The organism is Paludibacter jiangxiensis (assembly GCF_001618385.1).
Taxonomy (GTDB): Bacteria; Bacteroidota; Bacteroidia; order Bacteroidales; family Paludibacteraceae; genus Microbacter; species Microbacter jiangxiensis.
The window spans coordinates 849,932-868,231 of record NZ_BDCR01000003.1; the positions used below are offsets into that span (position 1 = coordinate 849,932).

Consider the following 18,300-nt stretch of genomic DNA (forward strand, 5'->3'; position numbering starts at 1 on the left):
ACACAAACAGCACATTTCAAACCACCGCCATATCATTCACCTGATTATCAACGCATCAACAGACACTCTCCCATCACCTTTGTTAACGATCTCTATGGAATGTTTCCCTGCCGGCAAATTACTTTCTACAAACACCATCTGCTGAGGTTTCCGTTCTCCGCTGGTTGACAAGTCGATTATTCCCCGGCTTTTCTCATCAATGAGCACTTCTATCTTCCCTGCACCCGGTTCTTTCGGAGCAATAACAGAAACGCTACAGCCTGTAAATGTTGTGCTCCAACTATCGCCGGACGTATTACTTGTCGTCAAATCATCATTAAAATCTCCGGTTGTAAGATTACAGCTTCGAGTCCAGCCGGGAGCTGCGACGCCCGGATCATCATCATTGAACCAGACTTTATCGTGCGTAATGCGCAATACCCGGCTTCGTTTTGTCAAAAGTGTATCGGCTATACCAACCAACGGTAGGGCAATTCCGGCAGGGATTACTTTCAGTCCTTTTTCATCCTGAACGAAATCTATTTTTTCATCCGAACCGAGAAGTTCTACTTTTGTCACTTTGCCGATCGTATTTCCTCCGGAACGAAGGGACTTGATCACAAGAACGCTATCGTTCCAATTCAAAATAGTTGCGTAAACACAACCGTTGTTTCGGGTGAACCGGATTGAATTCTCTGCACATACTTCGTAAGGACGGGAACCGTAAACAGCTTCGCCATTCACTTTCAACCACGCACCGACATCTTTACAAATGCGAATTGCTTCAGGATCAAGATCGCCACGCCCATGTTGAGTAATATTCAGCAACATAGTGCCGTTACGGGAAACATTCTCCATCAGCAACTGAACTACTTTCAGCGCATCCATATACTTCAGCCCCGTTTGATAATGCCAGTCGGAAATGCTGGTTTCTGTTTGAAAGGGATACGCCATTATTTCGGGTTCAATAACAAATTCGGAACTTTTCACCAATGCCCGATCAACAAATGGCAAAAGTTCAGGCGTGTTCTTAAAGCTATTGTACTGTCCGCCTACCCCTTTGAGGTTAACAACAGCCTCCATTTTCCCGTGGTTCCATTTCAATGATTTGTTGTAATAATTGGAGATGAGGGTCGGAGCCAGAAAGCCAAGACCCATCTTTACCCCTAAATCCACTTGCGAATCACCAGCATGTTCGTCGAAATAGATCATATCGGGATGATATTTTGAAATTGCATCATCGACCCGCCACATAAACTGATTGGCAAAAGGCGACTGCAACGGATTGCTTTTATCATGAGCAGGTCCGTACAGGTCAACCGGATCCATTCCGTCCCACCATTTGCCTTTTCCATCGCTAATGGTTTGAAGAGCATCATACGGAACGCCTTGTTTCGATCCTTTTTTGTCGCTGGTGTAGCGAACGGTCATAAACTGGCCCCAGGTGCGTGCCGGAGTATTGTGAAACCCAATACCAAAACGCAATCCATGCTGTCGTGCAATTCGTTCCCATGTGCCGACAATGTCCGTTTTCGGACCGACATGTACCGAATTCCAGGGTTGATATTTTGAATCCCAGCAATCGAAATTATCGTGATGCACTCCCATTGCCATGAAATATTTCACACCCATTTCCACGTATAAATTCATCAGCTCTTCGGGATTCCATTTGTCAATCACCCAATTGTGGCAAATGTCTTTATAACCGTATTCGGCCGGATGCCCGAAATGTTGAAGATGGTAGTTGTATTGCCGGTCGCCTTCCATATACATGCCACGAGCATACCAATCGCCCTGTTCGGGCATAGACTGCGGATCCCAATGTGACCAGGCTCCGAATTTTGCCTCACGCCACCAAGCCGGTACGGTATACAAACGACTGATTTCTTTCCAATCCGCTTTATAAGGGCCATCGGCGGCCTTTAAGGGAGGTAAATTCCAACTATCGGGGGGCAAACCCAAATCTCCGTCACCAACCATTACGTAGTCAATGCTCAGGGCAACATCCGACGAGTCACTCCTAATTTCTAATTTAGCCCCTGAAGGAATGGCCACATCGATTATTGCGTTAAGGAAAGATCCCGATTTAGCTCCGGACGAATGAACATTTACTTTAACATCAGGCTGATTATCAATCACTACGCTTATTATACCAACATTAACCGATGCGTATTTTATCGACAGTTTACTTGCTTTGGGGAGATTCGCAAATTGTATAGCCTGATCCGGTTTAACCAAACCTACAATGAATCCCCCTGATGCAGAACTATCGCTTATCTTTTGTGCCCCACCAATTAATCGGGCTTTTTCAGCTTCAAGCTTGACATTTTTGGCAGCATTAGCATTGCTAAAAGCAGAACAAACAAAAGCTAAGAGCAACAAGGAATACCTTATTCCGCATAAAAAGATATCAATCATTTTATTAGCTAAAAGAACGTGATGAAGTTTCCTCATTATTTGTTTATATATTTTACCGACCGTACTTGCGATCTACGCACCTATAACAATAGATTTATTTAGCATTATGCTGAATAGAGGGTGCACCGAAATAACTGGGATGATTATTATCCGGATTTACTACGATCTTTTCAACCACCACTTCAGGATCAATCATAATTATTTTCAGGGCATGAATACCCGGTTCTTTTACATTCACTTCAAAGTCAAGCCAGCGCATATTGTCAAAAATCTCATTTCTTCGAAATTGACCGGCGCCAATTAACGCAATTTTTTTGTTGAGTGGAGGATAAGGCTTCAACACCGTTGATCTGGCCAGAATTTCGGGAGTATATTCTTTAAACTCATCATAAAACCCTTTTCGTGCATCCAATACCAGCGGCTCCTGATCGTCTAATGCAACAGCGATTCTCAACCCACGTTGTGGATAGACATCCTGAGTTGGGAGGATACCCAGACAAACAGTAGTTTTTCCTGTAGTTGGGAGGAATACTTTATACTCAAGTTTCGGACCATCAGCTGCTGTAGTACTTGGGGTGGTTACGGGGTAAATACCCATGCAAGCTTTTCCCTTTCCCAGATCAGGCAAAATAATCCATTTCGCATTTTTGCCCGGGGTACTAACATTAAATTCCTCAGCAGGAATGGTGAATTCACCCGTAAAGTTACCAAAATAAGGCTCTTTTACTTTGGGCAAGGCTGCTTTTACTGCACTAACCGATACAGAAACAAGCTCGTTGCCTTTCCTTATTTCAACAATGCCATCCGATTTGCCTTCGGGCAATGTTTTCCAGTCAACATCTACCATTAGTCGCACATCCTTTTCAACCTTACCCTTGGTCATATTTAATTTAATCCAGGGCTTATTGGTTTTTGCTTCAAACAGAAAAGAACCGACACCTCTATTGAAGATATCTATATAATATGATTGATTTTTAAGTCTTTCAAATACAGGAAGCTGAGGTTTTCCGGCACCGCCTGGCCAGGCAGCCTCTGACCCTTCGACAGCAACACCCAAAGTTGGTTCGGCAAGCGGTGCTACATTCTTCATTTCGGGCAGTTTGCTTTCCCGGGGCATTTGCCAACCAGTGTAACCGATATGAATATCGGACATCATGTTTTTCCACTTACCGTTGGACATTTGATTGTTATAATAATCACTTAATTCTTTATCGAGACTGAAAAGATCTCTTGCCCGTTGGGCATAATCATTGGCATTAACCCGTCCTTGTTTGGCATAGAGATGATTTTTTCCTATTGAAAGATAAATTTCGGCAATGCCGGCAGAAGCCTTGGCGGGATAAAGCACCAACTGGTAGTAAGCATCTTTTGCTTCAGGTGCAATTTTCACTTCCAACGCTTCGGCTTTTGCCACTACATCTCGCCAAAGTTTAAGCATTCGGTCGGCTTCGTTATAGTTGACATAGCTGAATATTTGGGGAGATTGAACTTCTGCCTTTCTTAAAAGATTGTATTTTGAATACTTAGAAACAATATCAGCAATTTCTTCGGCATGTGCTTCGCCAAAAATACCTTTAGCCCAGTTAATCGTATAATCCAATGCTTTGTCTGCCGGATAAGCATTTGGATTCCAGGCAAAATGCATAATGAAGTCGATAGGAAGTTCCTTCGGTTTCAAATCGCCTACGTTAACGATCCATATACGGTCAAGTCCGCTTTGGTATGCCAGATTGAACTGCTCACGAAGTTTCGGAATAGTGGTCGTATTAACCCAACGGTCGTTATTTGGCCCTCCATTCATATCGATGTGATAATACAATCCGGCGCCACCTTTCCTGTTCTTTTCTTTTGGAGGCAAAATACGTCGAATATACCCCCAGTTGTTGTCGCAAAACAGCAGTGTAATATCCTCCGGCACGTTGAAGCCTGCATCATAGTAGCGCTGAACTTCGGTAAAAATAGCCCACAACTGAGGATGATTGGCGGGATCATCATTATACACCTTTTGGATAATATCCCGCTGGCTTTTTATTACATCCTGCAACGTTTTGATATTTTCAAGGTCATTCCCTTTTCCCATGGCCACATCACCGTCACCACGCATGCTCATAGTAATCAGGTTCTCATAATTTTTGTTCCGGCTAAGACCGTCAAACCAAAATTTTTCAAGATTCGCACTATTTGTAATAAAGTCCCAAGCGCCGATTTCGTCCTTGCGTTTGGTATATTCCTTTTGAGCCCGCATCATAGGTTCGTGGTGCGAAGTTCCCATCACAATACCGTATTCGTCGGCTAAAACCGGACTCATTGGATCATCTTCATTAAATGCATTGCCCCACATGGCTGGCCACAAGTAATTGGCTTTTAACCGTAAAAGCAATTCAAACATATTTACATACATCTTGGAGTTGACACCGCCAAATTTAGCGTTGCACCAACCGGTGAAAGATGGAGATTCATCGTTGATAAAAATACCTCGATATTTTACTTTGGGAGAATCCTGCACGTAACGACCGCCCTTAACATATAATGCGTTACTTTTTTTTGCAGGAACATCAGCCCAGAAATACCATGGAGATACTCCTATTTTTTCGGAGATGTCGTAGATTCCATAAATAGTCCCGCGTTTGTCGCTTCCGGCAACGACAAGGTTCCCATCCACTGTCTGAATAAGAAATGATTCCCATTGCCCCTTAATATCTGAGACATCTATTTTCTTATCAGCTATAAGTTTGTCAATTACACGGCTTTTACCAATCGTACCGATAATTATGGAACCTGGTTCGGGAGTTACTGCTTGCTTAACGTTGGCAGCAACACCAGAAACTTTGCGAACATCATCGCCCAAGTCGTTCGCTGCGCGTATAACGCCTTTCCAGTCGGCAGGATCGACAACAATCTGTGCTGCAGCTCCATTAGCCACAATTTTAAAAGATTTTGATGTCGCAACGTGTTGAATGTATTGAGATGGAGTTCTGAAATTGACCTTATCTGATGCACTAACAGACAACGATTTAATCAAGAGAATTACTGCAAGAACGAAAAGATATGTTAGGTTACTGTTACCTTTCATCATACTATTTTTGGATGTTACTTAAACTGCCACCAGTCGAAATTGAGCAGGTCTTTTTCTCCTTTGAAAACGAAATAAAGATCGTGAACACCTTTAATGCTTTTTACTTTGGCAGTAATCGTTTTCCAAACGTCACCTTCTCCCGAAGTTGCAACATCAGCAATGCCAACGACCGGGCCATCCTTTTTATCTAAGCGAATTTCTATCTTGCCACCATAAAGAGATGCGACTCTTAAATCGACAGAAGAGCAACCTTTTGAAAAATCGACACCCTGAACCTCTATGTAATCGCCATTATGGATGGATGTCACAAACATTATATCGCCAAGTTTCTTCCCTCTGTTCCAAATATCATCGCGTTCCCAGACTGGTAATTTATCTGTTTTTACGCCTTCGCTGTAAGCCATAGTTTCTGCTTCGTTTTGCTTGTAAGGATCTAATGCGCCTATTTGCTTAACACCCGTAGTTGACCACCACGGCAGTTTCTGAATCGTCCCGTCGGCATTATAAGTCATTTTCTCGACACATATCGAACGACGCTCATAATGTTTGGCCAGGGTTTGTTTCGTAATGGCATAATTGAACCCGAACACATACGAATTGCCTTTGAAATCAACTATTCCGGGGTGATTCCCTGACGATCTTTGATCCGGATCCATAATCGTTCCCTTGCATCTCCATGGGCCTGTCGGACTATCACTCATAGCGTATCCAATTCCTTCAGGACAACAACGCGATGCCCATGCCAGATAATAATGCTTGTTTTTCTTCCACAACCACGGACCTTCGGTATATGAAGCTTCAGGCGGAGTTCCGGTAAAATCAATTGAAGCAACCTGAATATCTCCTGCAAGTGAAATCATATCTTCTTTCAATTTAGCATAATAGCAAGGTCCGTTTCCTCCCCAATAAATATAAGCCTGGCCGTCATCATCCACAAACACTGTCGGATCGTAATCGCCAGGGTTAGACCGGTAGATGAGAGGTTTCCCGAGCTCGTCAACAAAGGGGCCATAAGGACTGTTGGATACTGCTACTCCAATTGCCATTTTCCCCTGATAAATCGTAGGACAGTATAAATAAAATTTGCCGTTCCGTGCTACGCATTGAGGTGCCCATGCGCTATGACCATCTGCCCATTTGAACGTTTTATATGGTTCTGAAACACCTGCAATGATTCCTCTGTCAGTCCAGTTTACCATATCGGTAGAAGTGTATAACATCCAGTTTTGCATCACAAACCGCTCAGCATTATCTTCGTCGTGACTTGTGTAAAGAAAAACCGTGTCGTTATATGCCAGCGGCGCAGGATCGGCCGTATGTTTGGTTTGTATAATAGGGTTGTGAGCATTGCTATAAAAACATGAAAACAAAGCCAACAAGCATGCGAAACCCTTCAATGTTGTGTTCATTTGATTTTCTTCTGTGGATATTATTTAACCGTCACTTTTTTATCCTTGTAGACCACCTCTTTTTCTGTCTTATTGCCGTTAGCTGCAATTTTCACTACGTGAAATTTCCGTTCTGCAAGCATACCGGGAAATGTTCCTTTGCGATCGGCAATAGTCAGGGTTTTCGATTTATCATCCCATTTGAAGTTAATGGTAGAGTAAATTCCTTTTTCGTAATTGTAGTTATCGTTTTCATCTTCGTACAAAGAGAACTCGCCGTTTGCTCCTTCATAAACGCGGATTTCAAGGTCATCCCATTTTTTCTCTGTAGCAAACTTTACTTTTGGGCCAAAAGGAATAATGCTTCCGGCTTTGACGAACAATGGCATTTTATCGATAGTGGTGGCCAGCGTAATTTCCTGTCCTCCGTTATATTTTGTATTCGTCCAGAAATCAAACCATGATGTCCCGGCCGGCAGGTATGCTTTTGCCGATTTCGACTGGGTAAAGTCCACTGCAACGGCTTTATTATCTTTCTTATCTCCTTTATTCCAACCCGAATTTTCGTCTGTTTTCACTATCGTTTCGGGTGTATATTGAGCATGCACGACAGGTGCAACCAATATAGATTTCCCGAACATGTATTCATCATTTATGTTCCGGACATTATTATCCTGAAAATCCATTGCCAGCGCACGCATCATGGTCGACTGATCTTTCGTCACGCTCCATGCAGTAGAATAAATATAAGGCAGCATGGCATAGCGCAGGTTGATCGATTTCTCAATGGCATCGAAAATCGGTTCGCCCTTCTTTCCGAAATTGTATATTTCACGCGGCACATCAGTCCCGTGCGAACGCATCATCGGTGTGAATGTACCAAACTGAAGCCATCTTACATACAACTCCTGATACAAGGGGTTTTTAGCTCCGCTTCCATCTCCCCAACCCCGGTTATAGCTACCGGCAAAGAATCCGCCAATATCAGTGTTCCAATAAGGGATACCGCTCAATGAAAAATTAAGACCGGCAGGAATCTGGTTTCGGAGCGATTGCCAGGATGAGTTTACGTCTCCCGACCAGGTATTTGCTCCGTAGCGTTGTTGCCCGGCAAAAGCAGAACGGGTAAGAATAAATACACGCTTGTCGGAACTTACGCCTCGCTGATGTTCGGAAACTCCGCCAACCGCCATCAGCGGAAACGCGTTGCGCACTTTGCGAAAAGAGCCAAGATAAGTTTTCAAATCGAAATCGGAAGGTTTGAAATCCAAATGGTCAGGCTCGGTAGAGTCCATCCACCAACCGTCGATGCCGAGAGAGAACAGTCCTTTATTGAGGTATCTCCAGTAAATATCACGAGCTTCCGGGTTGTAAGGATCATAGGGTTGTACGCCCGACGGATAATCACGGTTGGGCGGCCATGCTTCCATACCCGACTGTGGCCATGTGCCGAAGTTCAACAACATCCCTTTCGGTTGCATCTCGCGGTATTGCTTTGTTTGCGGGCCGAACGACGACCAGATCGAAATAATCAGGTGTGCATTCATGTTGTGGATGTCGTCTACCATCTTTTTCGGTTCGGGGAATTCCGTATTCAGAAACTCCATGGCATTCCACAGGTAGTTATTGCCCCAGTATTGCCAGTCCTGAATAATACCATCGAGCGGCACTCCAAGCTCTCTGTACTTTTTCACAACACCCACCAGTTCGTTCTGACTTTTATATCGTTCTTTGCTCTGCCAAAAACCAAACGTCCACAATGGAAACATAGGAGCCTGGCCTGTCAGGTCGCGCATGCAGGCCACCGATCCGTCGAGACTTCCGCCAACCATAAAATAATAGTCGATGCCATCGCCTACATCCGACTTAAAGAGTGTAGTTTCCGGCTTATCTTCAAAAATGGTGGGAGAATAGTTATCCCAGAACAGGCCGTATCCTTTGGTTGAGACAAAAAACGGCACATAATCGTCCGTATTGCCCTGCACCATGTGGAGCGTCACATTGCGTTGCGACATTTTACCACCCTGCTGCTGGCCCAGGCCATAGATTGCTTCGTCTTTATCGAGTGTAAATTCTTGCCCCACGCTATATGTACTGGTTCCGGCATCGTTGAAAGGAGTAAACGATGCGCCCTGAGCCTTCTCATTCAGCAATGCATTGCCGCGAACATCCTGAAACGACACGGCTCCGTCTTTCAGATTCAGCGTCACAAGCATTTTGCTGCTTTTCAACAAAAGCCGATCACCCTGTTGCGCTACGGAAAATTTTGTTTTTTCAGGGGTCTTTGTCACCGAAAGGCTTTGCTTGTTGAAATCGCTTCCGGCAGGCCATTTCTGTATTCGCACGATGGAGGGAGAGTAAAACCGGACCTCAACTCCGGTAGAATTAATGACGGCTTTTGCACCCCAGTCGGTTTTTTGGAAGATTTGAGCTTGGGAACTCATTACCGACACCATGACTAAGCATAGCAGAGAGAAAATACACTTCATGACGTTTTTAGATTTGAGTTAATAATCGATATAAAGCTTTTTATTGTTTGCGATATCCAAAACATAAACCGGACGCTTTTCATGTTTTCCGCTCTATGTTTCACGTCACAAATGTACATTTTAGTTGCGACGCCCACTTGTACTTATGTTACAGAAAAGTGGTGAATTTGTTACACTTCTTCAATTTCAGACCATTAACACGCATTTATTGCACATTTTCAGCCTTTGGCAACACCTAAAAACAGCAGTTCATCGCCTTGAATTATTCCAATATATCCGTACCTTTGAAAGCCTCAAATACGAGTCGGATGGCTTCTTCTGTCTGGTCCATTTCATCCACGTTATCGTAGCATCAGGAATAGCATTCCAATTTTTGGTCACTATGAAACGAGCATGTTTATTGAGAAACCAAACACGAATGAACAACATCATGCGGGTTAGCTTCGCTTCAATTCGCAAGCACAATTCCATCTGACCTAAAAAAACAATTTTGTACGGATGAAATACAAGCTTTTGCTACCTCTGCTCTTATTCTGTGTGCTGGCCAAAGTACAGGCACAGGGAGCAAGACTGTTTACTTCCGCTGATGGCCTGCCGGGCAGTCAGTTCATCTTCATGAATCAGGATAGCAAAGGCAATATATGGATTTGCAACTATGGAGGTTTAGCCCGTTTTGACGGATTCGGCCTGACAGCCTTTTATGAAGCAAGAGGCCAAAACAGATTGCGAAGCAACAGCGTCTACCGCTTAACCACCGATCCGCTGGGACAATATTGGGTTGGAACCACTCGCGGCTTACAGCTGTTTCATCCCGAAAAAGAGACCTTTGAGCACATTCGTCTGGAAAAAGGCGAAGATGATAATACCTCCCGAAAAGGGAAAGCAATCACTATTTCCGACATCATCCTTTTGCCTGGTGGCAAGCAATTGCTGCTCGGCAGCGGAATAGACGGCTTCTACATTATCGACATACGAACCCATAAAGTGGCAGAGAAAGCCACCGCCGCTCTCAGACAAGCTCTGAAAAATATCGTACCAAGACGCATCTACATCGATTCCAAATCGCGTCTCTGGGTCGTTGGCTCCAATCTGGAGGTGATTGACCTGAAGAGTTTTCGCCCGTTACCAATCAACTCCAAAGGATTCGGCATTCAATCGTCCGACATGGAAATCACCGATTTCCTCGAAGACAGAGTGACTCATACACTCCTGATATGCGATAAATGGAATGGGGTTTTGGTCTTCGACGAAGGCAAACGTCAATTGAGAAAATTAACATCGCAACCTACCAAATTCACGAGTGCTCAATGCCTGATACAACGCAGGGATGGTACGCTGCTGGTTGGATGCGAAAGCAATGGCATCGGCAAAATAGAGCTTGCCCAAAATACCATTACCGACTACAAAATACAAGATACGCCGCTCGATCTGGCATATTGCAAAATCCACAGCATGATTGAAGATCGCTGGGGAAATCTTTACATTGGCATCTATCAAAAAGGCATGCTGGTAGTGCCATCGGCATCGGGCAATTTCAATTTTCAGCAAATTACGGGCACATCCTCCATCCCTATTCAATCGGCGATCACCTCTTTTAACCATGCCAATAACGGAAACATCATGGTCTGCACCGACGGGAATGGCGTTTTCTACGGTAAAAGCTACGATAATCTTCAGCAACTTCCCCTGCCCTCTTTCTGCAACAACGCCATACAACATATGGTTACCGACCCTACAGGAAAAATATGGATAGCCACCTATGGAAGCGGGCTCTATTGCTACGATCGCGGGGCCGTAAAAAAGATTCCCGACACAAAAGACATTATCAACAAAAACAGCTGCTATCTGGAATGCGACCCGGCACGCAAAGTGTTGTACATCGCCAACATCGGCACGGGGCTTAACCGCATCGACCTTCGTTCGGGTGAAATGAGCCACATCGCAATTGCCAGTCCCTGGGTATTTGCACTGAAGCTCGATTCAAAAGGGCGCTTATGGATAGGAAGCTCCAACTGCGACTGCTACGATCCGAAGACGAATCGTCTGTACAACTACAGACTGGAGACAATCGACAACAGTTCGGTACGCGCCTTTCTTGAAAGCAACGGATTAATATATATCGGCACAAACAACGGTCTGTTTGTGTACAATGACAAAAATAATTCATGCCGGCACTATTCGTTAGACTCCGACAACAAAGCTATTTCGGTGCTTGCACTGGCTGCAGGCAACGACAATGCTATCTGGATGAGCACCAACAAGGGAATCGTACGGTTTGACCCCAAAAGTGGCAGCATGCGCCTGTTCGCTTCATACGACATCCGGAAAATAGGAGATTTTCACAGCAACGCCGTATATTGCTACGCCAACGGAACAATCGCATTCGGAGGCGATAACGGAATTATTACCTTCAACCCGGTTTCAATCATCAACAGCAAAACAGAATGGAATCCGATACACTTCAGTTCGCTCAATGTAAACGGGAAACCGATAACCTACGACTTCAATGCCGGGCACAACTTTCTTGATGCGGCAATAGGATATGCAACCCGCATCACCCTCCCCTATAATCAGAACTCCTTTTCCATTCGCTTTACCACCTCCAACTATGCAGCGTCCTCTCAACTTCGCTACGTGTATCAGTTAAAAGGTTACGAATCCGTGTGGCACTCCACCACTGCCGACAATCCGCTGGCAGTGTACAACCAGCTGCCTCCGGGGCACTATACGCTCCGCGTGCAAAGCATCAGCGAAGGGAAAAACCTGCAAACCACCGAAGCCTCTATCGATGTGATCATCAACGCTCCCTGGTATTGGTCGTGGTGGAGCAAACTGTGTTATTTTATCATTCTCCTTTCGCTCGTATACAGCCAATACCGAACCTATCAAACACGCCAGCGGAGCAAAAAACGCTTACGTACCGTTATCGGCGAAATGCTTCGTATCAAAGAGAACTACCTCAACGTAATACAAACGCAGCAGGTTGACCCTTCCAGGTCCGTCGATTCAGGAGACGACAAATGGAAAAAGAGAGTGATGGATGCTATTTCGAGCCACATCTCCGATGCGGATTTCGGGGTAGAAGAACTAAGTCATGAAGTCGCTTTGAGCCGCGTTCACCTCTACCGGCGTACCAAGGAGCTATTCGGAAGTTCGCCCAACGACCTTATAAAGTCGGTGCGCATGAAAAAAGCGGGACTGATGCTTATTCAGGACAAAACATCCATTTCGGAGGTTGCCTACGAGGTGGGCTTCTCAGAACCTTCCTATTTTTCAAAATCGTTTAAGAGCTATTTCAACATGTCGCCCAAGGACTTTGTGGCCCGCTATCGCGACAATGCCAATGACGAAATCGTGCAACAACTGTTTGAGCTATAGGACAAAAGCGACAACACCCTCTTTAAACCGGAGGGCATCATCGCTTTTATTATCAATCAGGACAATTCGCACCACGATACGATCCTGCATATTATAGCTTCAAAATTCAATGAAGGGAAATAACGTTCCCTCTTTCCAATTACTACTGTAACTTCAATTGTATCTGCTTTCCTGAATAATTCAAAGTCTTAGTACTTTTCTGACTGCCGTTCACCAAAACAATACGGAAACGACGGTTTGCTATCATTCCCGGATAAGTGCCTTTGCGACTTTCAACGGTCAGCGTTCCGGCTTTGTCATTCCACACAAAGCGAATGGTTGAGTACGCTCCTTTTTCGTAATTGTATGTATCGTTTTCATCTTCGTACAAAGTAAAACTGCCGTTCGTTCCCGGATAAACCCGGATTTCGAGATCGTCCCACTTTTTCTCGGATGCATACTGCACTTTGGGACCGATGGGTAAAATAGTACCGGCTTTCACGTAAACCGGAATCATATCCAGACTAACCTGACTGACGGTTTCCTTGCCTCCTGCCAGTTTCTCTCCTGTCCGGAAATCATACCATGCGGCAGCCTGCGGAAGATAGGTCTTCCATTCTTTGGCTCCGGCTTCAGTGACAGGCGCTACCAGCAATGATTTTCCAAACATGTATTCGTACGGATACTGCAAAGCGGAAGCATCGTTACAAAAATCCATTACCAGCGGGCGCATCAGCGTGGAACCATTTTTTGTAATTTGCCATGCCTCGGAATAGATGTACGGCATCAGGCTATAGCGCAGATCCAATGCTTTGCGCATGTTATCCTCCACCTTTTGCCCGTATCTCCAGGGTTCGGTTTCGGTCATGTAGCCGTGTATGCGGAATACAGGATTGAACACACCCCATTGAAACCAACGGGTCAACAGTTCCTGATATTTTTCGTCGGTATATTGCGAACGCCCCGGACGGAAGAACCCTCCGATATCGGTTGTCCAGTAAGGAAATCCGGTGACGGAATAATTCAATCCGGCTACAATCTGACGTTTAAAGGTGTCCCAGGTTCCGCCAATATCGCCCGACCAGTTGATGATGCCATAGCGTTGCTGCCCCAAATATGCCGAACGGGTCAGGATGCACACCCGCTTTTGGTCGGATGTTGCACGTTGGCCTTCATACACCGATTTACTTACAAAATAAGGATAAGTCAGGCGGTAAAAGTCACCAAGACCAAAAGTGGTTTTTTCTCCTTTCAAGGCATCGTTTTCAGGTTCTACAGCGTCCATCCACCACGAATCCACTCCATTATCGAACATATTTATTTTCAACACATTCCAATAATCCTTTCTGGTTTCGTGATTGAAATAGTCCAGCCATTTGGTATTCGGGATAAAGCGGTTTTTAGCAACAAACTCTTTCCCTATATCGGAATTTTTATCGGGATTCGACCAGATTGAGATATTGAAATGAGCATTCAAATCATGCAGTTTTCCAATAAATTCTTTTGGATTCGGGTAATTCTTCTCATCGAATTTTGGCACGCCCCAACCATTATTGCCCCAATATTGCCAGTCCTGCACAATCACATCTACGGGCAAATTGCGTTTCCGAAACTCTTCTACAGTTTCTACCAATTGTTTGCCTGAGGAATAACGTTCGCGACATTGCCAGAAGCCGTAAGCCCATTTGGGAAATAAAGGAGCGTTGCCCGAAAGCTTGCGATAAGCTGCTATAACATCGTCAGCCGATCCGGCAAAAACCACGTAATCCAATGATTTGGCAACAGGCGAACGAAAGGTAGTAGTATTTGACAGCGCTTTCCACGACAAACGCGGCGTGTTATCGGATTTGCACAACACCTGCACCTGATGCTCTCCGGTTGTTAGCTGCACCAACGCGCCCACGGTAGGCGGCAGCCACATATTACTCTGATCGACAACCGGTTTACCGTCAATAGTGACAAAATGACGATTCCCCATATCGCCTAAATCAAGGAATAGCGAGTATTCTCCATTCTGGGGAACGCTGAACTTTCCATTATAAAGCGATTGGTTTTGAGAAACTTTTTGAGTACCAGCTGTCGTGGTTACTTCCGCTTCCTGATTGCCGGTAGCCACCTGCTCCTGTTTATTCAGGGCAATAGCGTTGTCGGCAGGATTGAAATCGGTGAGACCGTACTGATGCCATAGCAAACCGTAGCCCCGACTGGAATAGATAAACGGAATCGAAATCTGTGTATTTACCTGCGTCAAACGACGGGTAACACCGCGCAGGTTGTAATGCCCGTCCTGAAACTGGCCCAACCCAAATATTGCTTCATTGGCTGGAGAGTCAAATGTTTGTTCGACCATAAAGCAGGGCTCACCCTGAATTGTGCCAAGCTCTAGCTTGCGGGAACCTGCCGATTCATTCACCAAAGGCTTACCGGTAGCATCAAAAAACGACAACTTACCCGATTGCTTATCTACAGCGACACTTATTTTAGCAACTTTCACTTCCACCGCAGAAGCCGACTCCTGCATCTTAAAAGCAGGAGTGGAAACATTGGATGTAAATACAAGTTCCTGCAAGTTGTCTTCTGCGCCTTTGCACAACTTCACCCTCACGCTGTTTTCGGTCAACGGACAAAGAGTTAACGTACCTTCATTTAGAGTAACAATCACTCCTTTTTTATCTTGCTTGAAACTTTTTACTGCCTGAGCAAAACAAATGAATGGAAGCAGGACGGTTAATAAGATTATTTTTAGCTTCATGGTCATCTCAATAAATTGATTCTTATTTTTGGTTGAATTTCCACCAGTCGAAATTGAACAATTCACGTCCGGCTGTGATATTCTGTCCATTGAAATAGAAATAGACATCGTGCGTACCGGTTACCTCTTTGCTCAGGTTGGAGGTAAAACTTACAAATTTATCCCAACCTCCTGTGCGTGGAAGAGTAACAAAAGCAATAAGCGGTCCGCCGACACTATCGAGACGGGCTTCCAAAACCCCACCGTCTACTCCTGCTGCTAAAGTTGCTGTAAAGGATTTTGGCGATTGATTTCCAAAGTTCACCTCACGAACTTTAATGTAGCCTTTCAAGCGTGTTGACGACACGTAAACTCCAAGTTTATCATTTTGAGAGATAGTACATTTTTCCGACCAGGCCATTGTTTCTGCTTCCTGACGTTTGTACGGATCGATAAATCCGACCGGTTTCGGACCTTCTTTCGTTGCAGTCACAGCAGGAATGGTACCATCGGGATTGTAGGTAAACTGTTCCACGCAGGCCGCACGACCATAACTTCCACCGTTTGGCAGCAAACCGCTATGATAGAACAAGTAGGAATTCCCCTTATAATCTATGATACCACCATGATTGGTGAAGCTGTTCAATTTTTGGTTTTCCATGATCTTGCCCTGATATTTCCAGGGGCCAGTAGGTCCATTGCTGGTAGAATAAGAAAGACATTCGCCACCTTTGCCCATTCCGGCATACATCATGTAATATAGATTGTTACGTTTGTAGAACCAGGGACCTTCCACATACATGTCTTTGTTGGGATTTTCCACGCTTTTGTTTCCTCTCGTACCACCGAATGACTCTACTGTAACCGGAACTGTTACAATATCTCCGGAATAAGAGATCATATCTTTGTTCAGTTTTACGTAAAACAAACTACCGTTACCCCAGTAAAGATAAGCCTGCCCATCGTCGTCGATCCATACGGTTGGGTCGATGTTCGACCAGCTACCATTCATAATCAACGGCTTGCCGAGTGCATCTTTGAACGGGCCGGTAGGGCTGTCAGAAACAGCCACGCCGATTGCCATATCATTTTTGGTACTTTGCGCACAGATGTACCAGTAAAACTTACCGTTACGTTCGATACACTGAGCAGCCCAGGCACGATCGCGCGCCCATTTGAACGATTCGAGTGAAATTGGAGAACCGTGGTCGGTCCAGTTCACCATGTCGGTAGTGGACAGGACTCGCCATTTGGTCATATAATAAAAATCGGTTCCAGGAATATCGTCGCCCACATAGGAATACACCGTGCCGTTATAAACCATTGGCGCCGGATCGGGTCCGAAATGAGTTTGCATAATCGGGTTTTCGGCCTTGGAAACACCACAAAAAAACACTAAAAACAAAGCAAATACAATATATTTTTTCATCGCAAGCTTAGAGATTAATAATCAGATTATAATTTATTTGGCAACAAATTTCCACCAGTCGAAATTGAATAGATTTCCATCTCCACCTTTGAATACAAAGAAAATATCGTGGACTCCTTTCACTGCATTCACCTTGCACGACTGCGTTTTCCAGCTTAAATCATCGCCGGTAGTTTTTACCGGTAATGTGCCGAGCAATTTACCATCTTTGCTGTCGATGCGGATTTCGATGGTTCCTGTTGATGCTTTTCCAGCAACACTTGCCAGAAAGGTTTTTGCCCCTTTACCAAAATCAACGCTGCGCACTTTGATATAGTCGCCGTTGCTAATTTCGGTAACATACACTCCTTTTTGCTGATCTTGTGCCGTTTTCAGGCCTTCGGACCAGGCAATAGTTTCGGCTTCTGTTCTTTGGTACGGGTCAACATTGGCGGCACTCTCAACCACGCCCTTACTTGTCGGGGTAATCAAAGGGATAGAGCCGTCGGCATTGAAATTGAACGGCTCGATACATACCGAACGTTTGAATCCGCCACCACCGGGCAAACCTCCATCATGATAAAAGAGATACGATTTACCTTTGAATTCGATATATCCCGGATGGTTGGTAAATGCTCCGTGGTTTTTAATCACGTGCATGATGGTATCGCCATATACCCACGGACCGGTAGGACCGTTACTGGTAGAATAGGCCAAATGTTCAGGGACACCACCTGCCGGATAAAGCATGTAATATTTCGCGTTGCGTTTGAAAAACCAGGGGCCTTCCTCGTAAGCAGCAGTGCGGTTATCTATTTTCTTGGCGCGATAGCCAAAATTTGCGTCTTTCAGGTCTTCTTTTACAATACCCAATTTCTGGTCGTAAGATATCATGTCCTCGTTCAACTTTACATGCCACAAATTGGGATTTCCCCAATAAAGATAAGCCTGACCGTCATCGTCGATATAAACCGTCGGGTCGATGTAGCCGTACCCGATAAGCAGAGGTGCTCCGATGGCATCTTTGAAAGGACCGGTAGGGCTGTCGGCCACAGCAACACCAATCGCATTCCCTCCGTTTTTCATGTTAACAGGAACATAATAATAGAACTTGCCATTTCGGGGGATGCACTGTCCTGCCCAGGCATCGCCGCGCGACCAACTGAACCCTTTATACGAAAAAATAGTTCCCCGATCGGTCCAGTTCACCATATCTTTCGAAGAATAACATTTCCAGTCGTTCATCGTAAAAAAATTACGAACCGTTTTATCCTCATCGTGCGATGTATAAAGATAAACCGTTCCATCATACAACATTGGCGCCGGATCAGCGGTATAGTTGGTTTGAATAATGGGATTGTCGGCCTTTGCGGCTGTCATCGACAACAAAGCTACCGAAGTAGCTATAATGGCATTTTTGAGTTTACACATATCTTTTTCGAAAATAAATTCTT

General features: G+C 44.8%; 8 protein-coding genes. 1 reads left to right on the top strand and 7 read right to left on the bottom strand.

Annotation, left to right across the window (positions count from 1 at the left end):
- Positions 1–36 precede the first annotated feature (36 nt).
- Genes PJIAN_RS10035 through PJIAN_RS10050 form a run of 4 tightly spaced genes read right to left on the bottom strand, consistent with a single transcriptional unit; the run spans position 37 to position 9,350 of the window.
- Complete coding sequence (locus PJIAN_RS10035) at positions 37–2,433, bottom strand: alpha-L-fucosidase (RefSeq protein ID WP_084252362.1); 2,397 nt, start codon at positions 2,431–2,433, stop codon at positions 37–39.
- A 58-nt stretch (positions 2,434–2,491) separates the two neighbouring features.
- Positions 2,492–5,473, bottom strand: coding sequence for a glycosyl hydrolase 115 family protein (locus PJIAN_RS10040; protein WP_236714395.1), 2,982 nt, complete (start codon positions 5,471–5,473; stop codon positions 2,492–2,494).
- Positions 5,474–5,487: 14 nt separating this feature from the next.
- Positions 5,488–6,882 carry a family 43 glycosylhydrolase gene (locus PJIAN_RS10045; protein WP_068704578.1) on the bottom strand — a complete coding sequence of 465 codons (1,395 nt, stop codon included), beginning with the start codon at positions 6,880–6,882 and terminating at the stop codon, positions 5,488–5,490.
- 20 nt (positions 6,883–6,902) lie between these two features.
- Entirely contained in the window at positions 6,903–9,350 is a 2,448-nt protein-coding gene (locus PJIAN_RS10050) for a glycoside hydrolase family 31 protein (protein ID WP_068704580.1), read from the bottom strand.
- Positions 9,351–9,848: 498 nt separating this feature from the next.
- Between PJIAN_RS10050 and PJIAN_RS10060 the strand changes: the two genes are divergently transcribed.
- Complete coding sequence (locus tag PJIAN_RS10060) at positions 9,849–12,728, top strand: helix-turn-helix domain-containing protein (RefSeq protein WP_068704583.1); 2,880 nt, start codon at positions 9,849–9,851, stop codon at positions 12,726–12,728.
- 142 nt (positions 12,729–12,870) lie between these two features.
- On the opposite strand, the gene PJIAN_RS10065 is transcribed toward PJIAN_RS10060, so the two are convergent.
- Genes PJIAN_RS10065 through PJIAN_RS10075 form a run of 3 tightly spaced genes read right to left on the bottom strand, consistent with a single transcriptional unit; the run spans position 12,871 to position 18,277 of the window.
- On the bottom strand, positions 12,871–15,459 hold the full coding sequence (locus PJIAN_RS10065; protein WP_068704711.1) for a glycoside hydrolase family 31 protein: 2,589 nt from the start codon (positions 15,457–15,459) through the stop codon (positions 12,871–12,873).
- A gap of 22 nt (positions 15,460–15,481) precedes the next feature.
- Positions 15,482–16,867, bottom strand: coding sequence for a glycoside hydrolase family 43 protein (locus tag PJIAN_RS10070; protein ID WP_068704585.1), 1,386 nt, complete (start codon positions 16,865–16,867; stop codon positions 15,482–15,484).
- 33 nt (positions 16,868–16,900) lie between these two features.
- A complete protein-coding gene (locus PJIAN_RS10075) occupies positions 16,901–18,277 on the bottom strand; it encodes a glycoside hydrolase family 43 protein (protein ID WP_068704587.1) in 1,377 nt (458 codons plus the stop codon).
- Between the last annotated feature and the right edge of the window lie 23 nt (positions 18,278–18,300).

Excerpts from the sequence above, each read along its gene's own strand:
- PJIAN_RS10040 (WP_236714395.1), bottom strand. The coding sequence starts at position 5,473 with ATGATGAAAGGTAACAGTAACCTAACATATCTTTTCGTTCTTGCAGTA.
- PJIAN_RS10060 (WP_068704583.1), top strand. The coding sequence starts at position 9,849 with ATGAAATACAAGCTTTTGCTACCTCTGCTCTTATTCTGTGTGCTGGCC.
- PJIAN_RS10045 (WP_068704578.1), bottom strand. The coding sequence starts at position 6,882 with ATGAACACAACATTGAAGGGTTTCGCATGCTTGTTGGCTTTGTTTTCA.
- PJIAN_RS10065 (WP_068704711.1), bottom strand. The coding sequence starts at position 15,459 with ATGAAGCTAAAAATAATCTTATTAACCGTCCTGCTTCCATTCATTTGT.
- PJIAN_RS10050 (WP_068704580.1), bottom strand. The coding sequence starts at position 9,350 with ATGAAGTGTATTTTCTCTCTGCTATGCTTAGTCATGGTGTCGGTAATG.
- PJIAN_RS10035 (WP_084252362.1), bottom strand. The coding sequence starts at position 2,433 with ATGAGGAAACTTCATCACGTTCTTTTAGCTAATAAAATGATTGATATC.
- PJIAN_RS10075 (WP_068704587.1), bottom strand. The coding sequence starts at position 18,277 with ATGTGTAAACTCAAAAATGCCATTATAGCTACTTCGGTAGCTTTGTTG.
- PJIAN_RS10070 (WP_068704585.1), bottom strand. The coding sequence starts at position 16,867 with ATGAAAAAATATATTGTATTTGCTTTGTTTTTAGTGTTTTTTTGTGGT.